We start from the raw sequence: 12,424 nt of genomic DNA on the forward strand, positions 1-12,424 counted from the left end.
CAACAGTCAATGGACGCAGCAAGCACTTTCGATTCGGCCTGCAAGCAATGCCCGCGTTTGGCCGACTTTCTCGACCAAGTCAAATCCCAATATCCAAGTTACCACGCCCGGCCGGTTGCGCCGTTCGGAGCGTGCGACGCCCGGCTGTTGATCGTGGGGCTGGCGCCCGGCATGCACGGCGCCAACGCCAGCGGCCGGCCGTTTACCGGCGATTACGCCGGGATCCTGTTGTATCAAGCCTTGTACGATTTCGGCTTCAGCAACCAAGCGCAATCCACTGCCTTGAGCGACGGCTTGAACTTGATGGATTGCCGCATCACCAATGCGGTCAAATGTCTGCCGCCGCAAAACAAACCGACCGGCGAAGAGATCAAGCGCTGCAACGGCTTTTTAGCCGCCGAATTGCAAACCCTGCCGGCCGGAGCGGTGATTTTGGCCCTGGGCAATATCGCTCACCAAGCGGTACTCAGGGCTTACGGCTTGAAAGCCGGCGCCGCCGTTTTCGGTCATCATAGGCTGTTCGAATTGCCGGACGGCAAGCGCCTGGTCAGCTCCTACCATTGCAGCCGCTACAACGTGCAAACCAAACGGCTGAGCATGGCTATGCTGGCCGAGGTGTTTGCCACCGTTAAAACCTTGTTGCCGCCCTTGCCGTGATCGATAACAGCCCTCCCACGAATTTCGATCCGAAAGCGTTTCTACAAACCCTGACCCAACGGCCGGGGGTTTATAAAATGCTGGATCAGAAAGGCGAGATCATCTACGTCGGCAAAGCCAAAAATCTGAAAAACCGGGTTTCCAGCTATTTCCGCAACCAAGCCACGACTCCGAAACAGCAAGCCATGGTTGCCCGGATAGCCGGCATAGAAGTGACGGTCACCCATACTGAAGGTGAGGCCCTGCTGCTGGAAAGCCAGCTGATCAAACGTCACAAGCCGCGCTACAACATCAGTTTGCGCGACGATAAATCCTATCCTTATATCTATGTCTCCACTTTTCACGATTTTCCGCAATTGGCCTACCACCGCGGCGCCAAGAAACGCAAAGGCCGGTATTTCGGCCCCTACCCCAGCGCGGCAGCCGTCAGGGAAACCTTAAAACTGTTGCAAAAAATCTTCCCGGTACGCCAATGCGAAGACTCTTACTACAGCGCCCGCTCGCGCCCCTGCCTGGAATATCAAATCGAACGCTGCACTGCGCCTTGCGTCGACTTGATCACAAAGGAAGCCTACCGGCAAGACGTCGAAGACACCATTTTGTTTTTGGAGGGGCAAGGCGGACAGCTCATAGAGCAATTGGTACAAAAAATGGAACGGGCCGCGGCAAAACTGGAATTCGAACAAGCCGCGGCTTATCGGGATCAGATTCAACGCTTGCGTAGCGTATTGGAGAAATACCGGGTCGAAGGCGAAAAAGGCGACGTGGACATCATCGCTTGCGCGACCAAAGCCGATTCGGCCTGCGTACAAGTGTTTTACATACGCAACGGCCAAAATTTGGGCAATCGGCAGTTTTTCCCCAAAATGGGCGACGACAACGAAGCCGCCGCGGTTTTGCAAGCTTTCATCGGTCAATATTACCTGGACAAAGCGCTACCTCAGGAGTTGATCGTCAGCCATCCGCTGCCGGAAACCGCACTGTTGACCCAGGTACTGACCGAACAAGCCAAGCACCCGGTCGCCATTAGCCACAGCGTGCGCGGCGAGCGGCAAAAGTGGTTGCAACTGGCCTTGACCAACGCAGACAACGCCTTGCAAACCCGCTTGGCCGATAAACAAGGTTTATACGCCCGCTTTTTAAGTCTGCAGCAAGAATTCAAGTGCGCCGAAGTACCCAAACGATTGGAGTGTTTCGACATCAGCCACACCCAAGGCGAACAAACCGTCGCCTCCTGCGTCGTGTTCGACCGCGAAGGTCCGGTCAAATCCGATTACCGCCGTTTCAACATCGAAGGCCTTACCGGCGGCGACGATTACGCCGCCATTCACCAAGCCGTGTTTAGACGTTTCAAACGCCAGCAGCAAGGCGAGCACCCGGCCCCGGACATTCTGTTCATCGACGGCGGCAAAGGACAAGTCGCCGCGGCGCAAAAGGCACTGGCGGAATTAGAGATAAACAATGTTATGATAATCGGGGTATCCAAAGGACCGGACCGTAAAGCGGGCATGGAAAAAATCATCGTGCCGGGGCGGGATCATCCGGTCGACGTTACGCCGAACGCCAGCGCGTTGCTGTTAATTCAACACATTCGGGATGAAGCGCACCGGTTCGCGATTACCGGCCACAGACAACGGCGCGGCAAAGCCAAACAGCAATCCCTATTACAAGAGATTGCCGGTCTGGGACCGAAAAGAAGGCAAAGTTTGTTGAAGCAATTCGGCGGTTTGCAAGGCGTCAGCAATGCCAGCGTCGAAGCTTTGGCCGGCATCGACGGCATCAGTAAACAACTGGCGCAACGAATATACGATACGTTTCACCATCAAGATGGTAGTTAAATTTAATTTACCGACATATTTGACCTTATTACGGATTGCGCTGATCCCGCTATTGGCCATCGTATTTTATTTACCGTGGGAATTCAGTCGTATCGCCTGTACCGTCATTTTTCTGGTAGCCGGCTTGACCGATTGGCTGGACGGTTATCTGGCCCGCAAACTGAATTTGGAAACTGCATTCGGCGCGTTTTTAGACCCCGTCGCCGACAAGTTGATGGTGGCGTTCGTGTTGGTACTGGTCGTACAAGCGGAAGCGACTCCCTATCTGGCTATTCCTGCGGCGGTTATCATCGGTAGGGAAATTACTATCGCCTCGCTCAGGGAATGGATGGCTGAGATCGGCCAGCGCGCCAAAGTCCAGGTTTCGCAGCTGGGCAAATGGAAAACCACGGCGCAAATCACGGCAATCAGTTTATTGCTTTACCGGGACGATTTGCTGGGTTTACCGATCAATCAAATGGGCTATTGGCTGTTATACTTATCCGCCGTCTTAACCCTATGGTCGATGGTTAATTACCTGGTTGCCGCTTTATCGACAATAAATAATAACAATTTAAACAACTTGTAAGGCGCACGCACCTTACTCACCGGTAAGAACAGCAGGTAAAGCTGTACATAACAACCATGGAACAAGAATTAGAAAACACTATTAACAACGTTCCGAGCCAAGACGAAGTCCTGCAAGCGGCACTCAAACTGTTCGCTCAAAAGGGTTATTTCAATACGTCGCTCGCGGACCTTAAAAATGCCGCCGGACTGGGATCCACCAATGCGGTCTATCATTATTTCAAAACCAAGCAGGCAATCGCGCAAACCTTGCGGGAAAACATTCTCGACAGCTTGAGTATTTCCATAGACGACATCCGGCGCAGAAACCGCAAAGCCTCCGAGCAATTGCGCGAGATCGTGGATTTGTTGTGCCGGCTGACCGACGACGCCCCCGAAATCGTGCAATTTCTGTTGTTCGTCAACGCCGAGGATTTCATGCCCGACGCGATGCCTCTGCTGGATACTCCGGCTTTTACTAAAATAAAACGTATTATTCAGAACGGCATCAGGGACGGCGAAATCCGAGCGATCGATCCTTTGCTAGCCTATTGTTATTTTTTTGGCATCATCAACCAAACGCTGTCCATGGTGTTGACCGGCGCTCTGCCGAAATCGGCCGACAGCTATCAATCGCAGGTCTGGATATCGGCTTGGGGATGCATCGCCAAAAAATGAATTGTGACCTCGTATCAATACAGGAGTGACGCATATGCTTAAAGACATCAAGATCGGCATGATAGGTTTAGGTTATGTCGGCTTGCCGCTAGCGGTGGAATTCGGACGCCGATACCCTACCGTCGGCTTCGATATCAATAAGCATAGGGTGGCGGAACTGCAATCCGGCAACGATCACACCTTGGAAGTCAGCCCCGAAGAACTGGCGCAAGCCACTCAACTCAGCTACAGCGCCGAGGTTGCTTCGCTAACCGACTGCAATATTTACATCGTTACCGTCCCCACGCCGATCAACGAACACAAACAACCGGACTTGACGCCTTTGCAAAAAGCCAGCGACTTACTGGGCAAAGTCATCAAAAAAGGCGATATCGTGGTCTACGAATCGACCGTGTATCCCGGCGCCACCGAAGAAATCTGCGTGCCTATTCTGGAAGCGGTATCCGGCTTAAGCTTCAACCGAGACTTTTTCGTCGGATACAGTCCGGAACGCATCAATCCCGGCGACAAGCAGCATAGAGTCACCAATATTCTGAAAGTCACTTCCGGCTCCACGCCGGAAATCGCCGACAAAGTCGACGCCTTGTATAAAAGCATCATCAGCGCCGGCACCCACAAAGCCAGCAGTATCAAAGTCGCGGAAGCGGCCAAAGTCATCGAAAACACCCAACGCGACGTCAACATCGCCTTGATAAACGAACTGGCGTTGATATTCAACAAGCTCGGCATAGACACCGAGGAAGTGTTGATCGCCGCCGGCACCAAGTGGAACTTTTTACCGTTCCGGCCCGGCTTGGTCGGCGGCCATTGCATCGGCGTCGATCCTTACTATCTGACCCACAAAGCCCAGGCCATCGGCTACAACCCCGAGGTCATCCTATCCGGCCGGCGCATCAACGACAGCATGGGGGTATACGTAGTCTCCCAGTTAATCAAATTGATGCTGAAAAAGCGCATTCAAATTCAAGACGCCAGGGTGTTGATCATGGGCTTGACCTTCAAGGAAAATTGCCCGGACATACGCAACACCCGCATTGTCGACATCGTCGCCGAACTAAAAACTTACGGCGTCAACATCGACGTTTACGACCCCTGGGTCAACCGCGACGAAACCTTCGAAGAATACGGCATCCGCCCGGTCAGCCAGCCGAGCAAAGGCAAATACGATGCTATCGTGCTGGCCGTCGCCCATCAGGAATTTAAGGAAACCCCTATCGACGAAATTCGTGCCTTGGGCAAACCGCACGCCATCATCTACGATTTGAAATACCTGTTTCCGGCCCACCAAACGGACGCGAGGTTATAAGGCATGCGCATACTGGTTACCGGCACGGCCGGTTTTATCGGCAATCATCTGGCTTTGCGCCTGCTGGAACGCGGCGACGAAATCATCGGCGTCGACAATTTGAACGATTATTACGACGTCAATTTAAAAAAAGACCGGCTGGCCAGACTCGCCGATTTTAACGCATTCACCGACGTGCGCTTGGATATTGCCGACCGCGACGGCATGGCGAATTTGTTCAAACAATACCGGCCGCAAAAAGTCGTGAATTTAGCCGCCCAAGCCGGCGTGCGCTATTCGCTGGAAAATCCGCACGCCTACATCGACAGCAACATCGTCGGTTTCATGAATATCCTGGAAGGCTGCCGGCACTACGGAACCGAGCACTTGGTTTATGCGTCCAGCAGTTCGGTGTACGGCGCCAACGAATCCATGCCGTTTTCGGTACACGACGTGGTCGACCATCCGATGAGCCTGTATGCCGCCTCGAAAAAGGCCAACGAACTGATGGCCCACACCTACAGCAATCTATATCAGTTACCGACTACCGGCTTGCGGTTTTTTACCGTCTACGGCCCGTGGGGACGTCCGGATATGGCCTTGTTCCTGTTTACCAAAGCCATATTGGCCGGCGAGAAAATCGACGTGTTCAACTACGGCAAACACCGCCGCGACTTTACTTATATCGACGATATCGTGGAAGGCGTGATCCGCACCTTGGACCACAACGCCCAAGCCAATCCGGACTGGAGCGGCCTTACTCCCGACCCCGGCACCAGTAAAGCGCCGTGGCGAGTCTACAACATCGGCAATCAGAGTCCGGTGGAATTGATGACTTACATCGAGACGCTGGAAGGCTTGTTAGGTAAAACCGCCGAGAAAAACTTGCTGCCGCTGCAACCGGGCGACGTTCCGGATACTTACGCCGACGTCGAAGCACTGGTTACCGACGTGGGGTATAAACCGAATACCAGCATACAAGTCGGTATCGAACGCTTCGTATCCTGGTACCGCGAATACTACCGTTGCTAAACGGTGTTTAGCCTATCTCAGCCAACAGTTGTTCCATCATACGGTGGGCTTGGCCGGCATATCCTCCGCCGAACAAATTGAAATGATTCAAAATGTGGTACAGGTTGTACAGGGTTTTTCTAACCTTGTAACCGGCATCCAACGGAAACCCGCCTTGATAGGCGGCATAGAAATCGGCGCCGAAACCGCCGAACAATTCCGTCATCGCTATATCCGCTTCGCGGTCGCCGTAATAGCAGGCCGGATCGAAGATAACCGGATTGCCCTGCTGATCCCTTGCGGCATTGCCGCCCCATAAATCGCCGTGCAACAAGGATGGCTGCGGCCGGTAGCCGCTGAACAATGCGGCACAATTTTGCATCAACTTTTCGCCGCTATCCAACAACTGCTTGGGACACCCATTGCTCGCCGCGAATTGCAGTTGCCGGCCTAAGCGCTGTTTGCGCCAAAAGCCCACCCAATCGTCGTCGCGCGCATTGAACTGCGGGGTTGAACCTATGGTGTTGTGCATGTGCCAGCCAAAAAACATTTGCGGCAGGCCATGCAAGCGCGCCAATTGTTCGCCGAGTTTGCCGGCGCCGGACCTTAACGCATCCAGCTCGATAAATTCCAGGATCAAATAAGCTTGAGTGCCGAATTCGCCATGCGCGACCACGGACGGCACTTGCACGGCGCCGGATTCCGCCAATTCGGCCAAACCCGCAGCTTCAGCCACAAACATGGACAATAGATCGACGCGATTGAACTTGATGAACCAGTCGGTGTTTTCAGCCTGCAAACGGTAAGCGGCATTGATGTCGCCGCCGCCGACACTGGTAATTTTGTGTTTGGCCAGATTGCGACCGGTTTCTTCGCTGATGTGTTTGACCAATGCCGGCGATAAAGGCATGCTGCCTCCTCTATTTACCCCAACTATCGCGTAAGGTAACGGTACGATTAAATACCAATTTGCCTGCCTCGCTTTCCAAACTGTCCAAACAAAAATAGCCGGTACGTTCGAACTGATAGCGGCAATCGGTTTGCGCCGCCGCCAAACCGGCCTCCACCCGACACTCCGTCAAAATTTCCAAGGAGTTGGGATTCAACGCATCCAGGAAATTATCCAAGGTATCCGGATTGGGGTGGCTGAACAAGCGGTCGTAAAGACGAATTTCCGCCGGCAACGCATGTTGTGCGGATACCCAGTGAATGACGCCCTTCACTTTACGGCCTTCCGGATTCTTTCCCAGGGTCGCCGGGTCGTAGCTGCAACGTAATTCCACGACCTTGCCGTCCGCGTCTTTGATCACCTCGTCGCATTTAATCACGTAGGAACCGCGTAGACGCACTTCGCCGCCGGGCTGCAACCGTTTGAAATCCTTGGGCGGATTTTCCATGAAATCGTCCTGTTCGATCAAAATCACTTTCCCGAACGGCACTTCCCGACTACCCATTTCCGGCTTTTGCGGATGATTGGCCATTTGGTAGGTTTCGGACTTTGCCTCATCCCAATTCGTGATGATTACCCGCAGCGGCCGCAAAACCGCCATAGCCCGTAGCGCACGTTCGTTCAAGTCTTCACGGATGCAGTTTTCCAACACCGTCATCTCTATCCAAGAGTTTTTCTTGGTCACCCCGATACGCTCGCAGAAATCGCGGATGGCTTCCGGCGGTACTCCGGCCCGTCGCAACCCGGATATCGTCGGCATGCGTGGGTCGTCCCAGCCGGATACGTGCTTTTCGTTAACCAGTTGCAGCAGTTTGCGCTTGCTGACGATGGTGTACTCCAATTGCAAGCGGGCAAATTCGATTTGTTGCGGATGGCAGGGGGTTTCCAATGTATCCAATACCCAATCGTACAGCGGCCTGTGGTCTTCGAATTCCAAGGTGCAAATCGAATGGGTAATACTCTCCAGCATATCCGACAAACAATGCGTGTAGTCGTACATCGGATAGATACACCAGGCGTCGCCGGTTCGATGATGATGCGCGCGGCGGATCCGGTAAATCACCGGATCGCGTAGGTTGATGTTCGGCGCCGCCATGTCGATTTTGGCGCGCAGCACGTAATGGCCGTCGTCGAACTCGCCGGCACGCATGCGCTGAAACAAATCCAAATTGTCCTCGATACTGCGATTTCTGTCCGGACTTTCTTTGCCGGGTTCAGTCAAAGTACCCCGGTCGGCGCGCATTTGTTCCGCGCTGGAACCATCCACATACGCCCTGCCCATCTTGATCAACTGCACGGCGTAGTCGTACAGGGTTTCGAAATAATCCGAGGCATGGAACTTCCCAGCCCATTCGAATCCCAACCAGGCAACATCTGTTTCGATGGATTCCATGTACTCGACGCTTTCTTTCTCGGGATTGGTGTCGTCGAAACGCAGATTACAGGTGCCGTTGTTTTCCGCCGCCAAGGTAAAATTCAAGCAAATCGATTTGGCGTGGCCGATATGCAAATAGCCGTTAGGTTCCGGCGGAAAGCGCGTGGCGACTTTGCCGGCGTTTTTGCCTGCCGCTAAATCTTCGGCAATGATATGACGGATGAAATTGGCTGGAGCAAGGCTTTCGCTGGTTGACATGTGAGAGGTGCAAAAGTGAATGAACGCTTGCATTTTAACGAGTTTGCTTGGAAGGCGTAAAGGCGGCTGGCGGACTGATGGGCCTAACGGCGCCGCTTGCCTCGATTCTAACCGTCGTTCAGGCAAGCATGCCTGCGTTCGCCGCAAAGCCGCTAACACGGTTTCGAACTACGCCGCCGACACAAACAACCCGTGCGGGACAAACGCCGCCGGAGCGGAGCGAATCGCGGATCATCCTATCCCACAAGCGCGCCGACCGACCGGTATAGAAACCGGCCGTTCGCCCGCGTCAACCGTCGCTTCAACCGGTCTACTCGGCTAAATACTGGTTTTTTAATTCGATGTAATGCTGGTAGGAATATTCTAAAAACGCCTTTTCTTTCTCGCCCAATTCCCGAACCGGCCGCGCCGGCGCGCCGACGTACAAGTATCCGCTTTCTAAGGTTTTACCCGGCGATACCAAAGCGCCGGCCCCCAACATCACGTAATCTTCGATTACCGCACCGTCCATGACGATCGCGCCGATACCGATCAAACAACAATTGCCGACCGTACAGCCGTGCACGGTCGCCCTATGCCCTATCGTCACCCCGCGACCTATCGTGAGCGGGAAACCGCTGGCCGAATAGTCGCCGGCGTGGGAAACATGCAACACGGAGCCGTCTTGCACATTGCTGCCGGCACCGATGCTGATCGACTCCACATCGCCGCGAATCACCACGGTCGGCCAAACCGAAACATCGTCGCCGATTTCCACAGCGCCGATCACCTCGGCGGACGGATCGATAAACACTCTCTCCCCGATTTTAGGGAGTTGCTGGTTAAAGCTACGAATTGCCACATAGACTCCTGTTGTTTGCCATACTTGTAAAAACAATGTTACGCAATTACGCAAGGCTACACCACACCCAAGGAGTCGCTATGCCTATCCTAGACGGCCTGAAACGGCAACTGCGCTCGGTTATCGAGTGGCAAGAATCTGATCCCGATATACTTTTTGCCCAATGGAGCGAAAACGGCGACGAAATCAAAAATGCCTCCAAATTGATCGTCGGTCCGGGCCAAGGCTGCATTTTCGTGTACCAAGGCCAAGTAAAAGCGGTGATCGAACAACAATGCCTGATCAATTTGCAAACCGATAACGTACCGTTTTGGACCACCATCAAAAAATTCATGCAATTTTTCGAAAGCGAGCACAAAGTCGGCCTCTATTTTTTCCGGACCAGCAAAATCCTGGACCAGAAATGGGGCACCAGCTCGCCCATAAAATATCAAGACCCGGCCTATCATATTCCAGTCGGTCTGAAAGCTTACGGTAATTTTAGCTATCAAATCACCGACCCTAATGCGTTTTTCGTCAACGTGGTCGGCAGCCACGGCCAAATCCGCGTCAGCGAATTTCGCCCGGTCATTTCCGCCCGCATCGTGCAGCCGATTAGCGATTACCTGGCCGAATGCGGTTACAGTTTTGCGCAAATCGACGCCAACCGGGAAGAAATCGCCCGCGGCATCGGTATAAAACTGGCGATGGCCTCGCGTAAACTCGGGTTCGCTATCGGCGATTTCAGGATAGAGGGTACCGATTTCGACGACGACACCTTGCGCCGCATCAACCGAATTGCCGATGTCACCGCCGAAAACCAAGCGGCCCGAGCGGCAGGCGTAGACTATGCCGAATTACAACGCTTGGAGGCGGTCAGAGACGCGGCGCGCAACGAAAGCGGCGCAGCCGGAGCCGGCGTGAGTCTCGGTGCCGGGGTAGCATTGGGACAAAGCATGTTGCAAGGCACGCAATCCTCCGCCACACCCCCTGGCGCAGACCAAGACGACATCAGCGTCAAGCTGGCAAAATTGAAACAGCTTTACCAAGCGCAATTGATTTCCGACGCCGAATACGCCGCGAAAAAACAGGAATTGCTGGAAAAATTGTAACAATGGCCAAATGTCAAACCTGCTCGGCGCCGCTGGCGGCTAACACGCAAATCTGCCTGTACTGCGGCGTGCGAAACGATGTCGATCTGCACGGTAAACTGGCTTATCAACCGGCCGGCATACAACATCATCGAATTTGCCCGCAATGCGACCTGGAATTACAGACCATCGCACTCAGCCTAGCGGCCGCGCCCTTGGAACTAGACCGCTGCCCAAGCTGTTTCGGCTTGTTCTTCGATCCGGGCGAAGTGGAAATATTGCTGGACCATGCCGACTCTCCGGCCATACAAACCAATTCCGCCTGGCTGGACAACATCAACCTTGAGCGTTTTCCGAAAGACAAAACGGTGAGATACCTCAAATGCCCGGTCTGCCGGGAATTTATGAAACGCACGCTGTACGGTCACCGCAGCGGCGTCGTCATAGACCGCTGCATGCCGCACGGTATTTGGCTGGATCCCGGGGAAATCAGCCATTTACTGGAATGGCAAACCGCCGGCGGACGGCTGTTAGACGAAAAGAAAAAACAACAGCGTCCGCAAAAGCCGCCGGCTCGCCAGACCCGCTACCGAACCGGCGATGACAACTCAACCGGCTATAGCGGCAATTGGGGCGACGAAAACAATCTGATCCAAACGGTAGCGGATTTAATTTTCACCCTGTTCCGATAACTGGTGCAGCATTTCCGGCAGGAAGAACTCGGCCACCAACAACGGTTGCCGGTGTATGCCGTAAAGGGTGCGCCGCCCAAAAACCGCCTGTTCGCCCAAAAAACGCAACCGCACCGCAGTCGACCATTGCGCCGCCGTCGCCAGACTGAAATCGCGCTGCGTCAATGCCAAATCCGGATACGAAAAAATCACTTCTCCCAAAGGGCGCGTACCCAAATGCGATAAATTTCTCTGCGCGATTTTAATGGTCGCGGCCGGTAGCACCGTCCGCGCCAAAACCAACGGCACCCCGTCGGCGTGCAGCAACACCTCGCGGATCAATTGGTATCGGCTATGAGGCACAGCCAATTGCCGACATTCTTCCACGAAAGCCGGCTGCCATTGATGAAACAACAAACTGACCGCTACATTGGCACCGAAATACCGGCGCAAGCGCTTAGTCAGCGAACCTTGTTCCTGCAGCCAGGGTTGCAGAATCGCAGGCGCTCGAGAACCCGCATTGCCGATTCCCGCAGACCATCGCGGCGAACGCAAAAATAAATAACTATTGTGCAAGGTAAAATTTTACGTAACGGAAAAACCGGTTATTCTACCGAAACCTAAGTCGATTTTCGCACTGCCGCTCGATCTATCGGAATGGCCGCCAATAAGCTAGCGAAGCGCATGCCGCATACCGGCAGGCTTAGATAGCATCCTGAAAGCGGGCCATTACCCGAATAAAAACACATTAAGGGCGGGAACGGACACCCGGTTGCGCGACCGAAGATTATCATCGCGAAACCGTATCGCTCCCGTCACCACCTTCATCGTTAATCAGGAGGAAGACTCACCATGTTTATGCCGCCGGAATTTCTGCAAGCCGTGATCGTGGGCTTAACGATCTTGATTCCCACCTTGTTGATTTACCGCAAAGCCGGCTTGAATCCCGCCTGGGCTGCCTTGGTATTTTTACCGGGATTCGGCTTGTTACTGATTTTTATACAACTCGCCTTCATGCCTTGGCCTAATGCCGGCAAGGAGTAGTCATCATGTTCTATGCAATAGCGCCGATTTTTGCGATGTTCGTGTTGTGGCTGGGTTACAAAATCTTGCTGAAAGCCGGCCTGGACGGCCGTTGGACCTTGATTTTGCTGGTACCTATCGTCAACATCATCATGATCTGGATATTCGCATTTTGCCGCTGGCCGAATCTGCGCTCCGATGTGAAACAGGATTTATGACAGA

14 protein-coding genes are annotated in these 12,424 nt (G+C 53.7%); 10 read left to right on the forward strand and 4 right to left on the reverse strand.

Annotated features, from left to right (window positions below; all coding sequences use genetic code 11):
• Positions 1-9 precede the first annotated feature (9 nt).
• The 6 genes from F1E05_RS13825 to F1E05_RS13850 are packed head-to-tail and all read left to right on the forward strand — an operon-like array spanning position 10 to position 6,036.
• Positions 10-657 (forward strand): uracil-DNA glycosylase, encoded by a 648-nt coding sequence (locus tag F1E05_RS13825; protein ID WP_150049414.1) that lies wholly within the window; start codon positions 10-12, stop codon positions 655-657.
• Positions 654-2,495 (forward strand): excinuclease ABC subunit UvrC, encoded by a 1,842-nt coding sequence (uvrC, locus tag F1E05_RS13830; RefSeq protein WP_150049416.1) that lies wholly within the window; start codon positions 654-656, stop codon positions 2,493-2,495. Before F1E05_RS13825 ends, uvrC begins: the two co-directional genes overlap by 4 nt.
• Positions 2,485-3,063: a CDP-diacylglycerol--glycerol-3-phosphate 3-phosphatidyltransferase gene (gene pgsA, locus F1E05_RS13835; RefSeq protein WP_150049418.1), complete on the forward strand. Its 579-nt coding sequence runs from the start codon at positions 2,485-2,487 to the stop codon at positions 3,061-3,063. Before uvrC ends, pgsA begins: the two co-directional genes overlap by 11 nt.
• A gap of 56 nt (positions 3,064-3,119) precedes the next feature.
• Positions 3,120-3,719, forward strand: a complete 600-nt coding sequence (locus F1E05_RS13840; protein ID WP_150049419.1) for a TetR/AcrR family transcriptional regulator — start codon at positions 3,120-3,122, stop codon at positions 3,717-3,719.
• A 34-nt stretch (positions 3,720-3,753) separates the two neighbouring features.
• Entirely contained in the window at positions 3,754-5,025 is a 1,272-nt protein-coding gene (gene tviB, locus F1E05_RS13845) for a Vi polysaccharide biosynthesis UDP-N-acetylglucosamine C-6 dehydrogenase TviB (RefSeq protein ID WP_150049421.1), read from the forward strand.
• A gap of 3 nt (positions 5,026-5,028) precedes the next feature.
• A complete protein-coding gene (locus F1E05_RS13850) occupies positions 5,029-6,036 on the forward strand; it encodes an NAD-dependent epimerase (RefSeq protein WP_150049423.1) in 1,008 nt (335 codons plus the stop codon).
• A 7-nt stretch (positions 6,037-6,043) separates the two neighbouring features.
• Here the strand turns inward: F1E05_RS13850 and F1E05_RS13855 are convergent, their stop codons facing one another.
• From F1E05_RS13855 to F1E05_RS13865, 3 genes are all read right to left on the reverse strand, one after another.
• Positions 6,044-6,925: a fructosamine kinase family protein gene (locus tag F1E05_RS13855; protein WP_150049425.1), complete on the reverse strand. Its 882-nt coding sequence runs from the start codon at positions 6,923-6,925 to the stop codon at positions 6,044-6,046.
• 10 nt (positions 6,926-6,935) lie between these two features.
• Positions 6,936-8,597: a glutamine--tRNA ligase/YqeY domain fusion protein gene (locus F1E05_RS13860; RefSeq protein WP_150049427.1), complete on the reverse strand. Its 1,662-nt coding sequence runs from the start codon at positions 8,595-8,597 to the stop codon at positions 6,936-6,938.
• A gap of 310 nt (positions 8,598-8,907) precedes the next feature.
• Positions 8,908-9,438, reverse strand: coding sequence for a gamma carbonic anhydrase family protein (locus F1E05_RS13865; protein ID WP_150049429.1), 531 nt, complete (start codon positions 9,436-9,438; stop codon positions 8,908-8,910).
• Between the two features lie 80 nt (positions 9,439-9,518).
• Between F1E05_RS13865 and F1E05_RS13870 the strand changes: the two genes are divergently transcribed.
• Positions 9,519-10,529, forward strand: a complete 1,011-nt coding sequence (locus F1E05_RS13870) for an SPFH domain-containing protein (RefSeq protein WP_150049431.1) — start codon at positions 9,519-9,521, stop codon at positions 10,527-10,529.
• 2 nt (positions 10,530-10,531) lie between these two features.
• Positions 10,532-11,200, forward strand: a complete 669-nt coding sequence (locus F1E05_RS13875; protein ID WP_150049433.1) for a TFIIB-type zinc ribbon-containing protein — start codon at positions 10,532-10,534, stop codon at positions 11,198-11,200.
• On the opposite strand, the gene F1E05_RS13880 is transcribed toward F1E05_RS13875, so the two are convergent.
• On the reverse strand, positions 11,177-11,755 hold the full coding sequence (locus F1E05_RS13880; RefSeq protein ID WP_150049435.1) for a chorismate--pyruvate lyase family protein: 579 nt from the start codon (positions 11,753-11,755) through the stop codon (positions 11,177-11,179). The genes F1E05_RS13875 and F1E05_RS13880 overlap by 24 nt on opposite strands.
• A 276-nt stretch (positions 11,756-12,031) precedes the next feature.
• On the opposite strand from F1E05_RS13880, the gene F1E05_RS13885 reads away from it, so the two are divergent.
• Entirely contained in the window at positions 12,032-12,223 is a 192-nt protein-coding gene (locus F1E05_RS13885; protein WP_150049437.1) for a hypothetical protein, read from the forward strand.
• A gap of 5 nt (positions 12,224-12,228) precedes the next feature.
• Positions 12,229-12,420 carry a hypothetical protein gene (locus tag F1E05_RS13890; RefSeq protein WP_150049439.1) on the forward strand — a complete coding sequence of 64 codons (192 nt, stop codon included), beginning with the start codon at positions 12,229-12,231 and terminating at the stop codon, positions 12,418-12,420.
• Positions 12,421-12,424 lie beyond the last annotated feature (4 nt).

This window comes from Methylomonas rhizoryzae (assembly GCF_008632455.1).
Classification (GTDB): Bacteria; Pseudomonadota; Gammaproteobacteria; order Methylococcales; family Methylomonadaceae; genus Methylomonas; species Methylomonas rhizoryzae.

Coding starts and splice junctions, on each gene's coding strand:
- F1E05_RS13840 (WP_150049419.1), top strand. CDS start 3,120: ATGGAACAAGAATTAGAAAACACTATTAACAACGTTCCGAGCCAAGAC.
- F1E05_RS13885 (WP_150049437.1), top strand. CDS start 12,032: ATGTTTATGCCGCCGGAATTTCTGCAAGCCGTGATCGTGGGCTTAACG.
- F1E05_RS13850 (WP_150049423.1), top strand. CDS start 5,029: ATGCGCATACTGGTTACCGGCACGGCCGGTTTTATCGGCAATCATCTG.
- F1E05_RS13860 (WP_150049427.1), bottom strand. CDS start 8,597: ATGTCAACCAGCGAAAGCCTTGCTCCAGCCAATTTCATCCGTCATATC.
- F1E05_RS13870 (WP_150049431.1), top strand. CDS start 9,519: ATGCCTATCCTAGACGGCCTGAAACGGCAACTGCGCTCGGTTATCGAG.
- pgsA (WP_150049418.1), top strand. CDS start 2,485: ATGGTAGTTAAATTTAATTTACCGACATATTTGACCTTATTACGGATT.
- tviB (WP_150049421.1), top strand. CDS start 3,754: ATGCTTAAAGACATCAAGATCGGCATGATAGGTTTAGGTTATGTCGGC.
- F1E05_RS13890 (WP_150049439.1), top strand. CDS start 12,229: ATGTTCTATGCAATAGCGCCGATTTTTGCGATGTTCGTGTTGTGGCTG.
- F1E05_RS13855 (WP_150049425.1), bottom strand. CDS start 6,925: ATGCCTTTATCGCCGGCATTGGTCAAACACATCAGCGAAGAAACCGGT.
- F1E05_RS13825 (WP_150049414.1), top strand. CDS start 10: ATGGACGCAGCAAGCACTTTCGATTCGGCCTGCAAGCAATGCCCGCGT.
- F1E05_RS13875 (WP_150049433.1), top strand. CDS start 10,532: ATGGCCAAATGTCAAACCTGCTCGGCGCCGCTGGCGGCTAACACGCAA.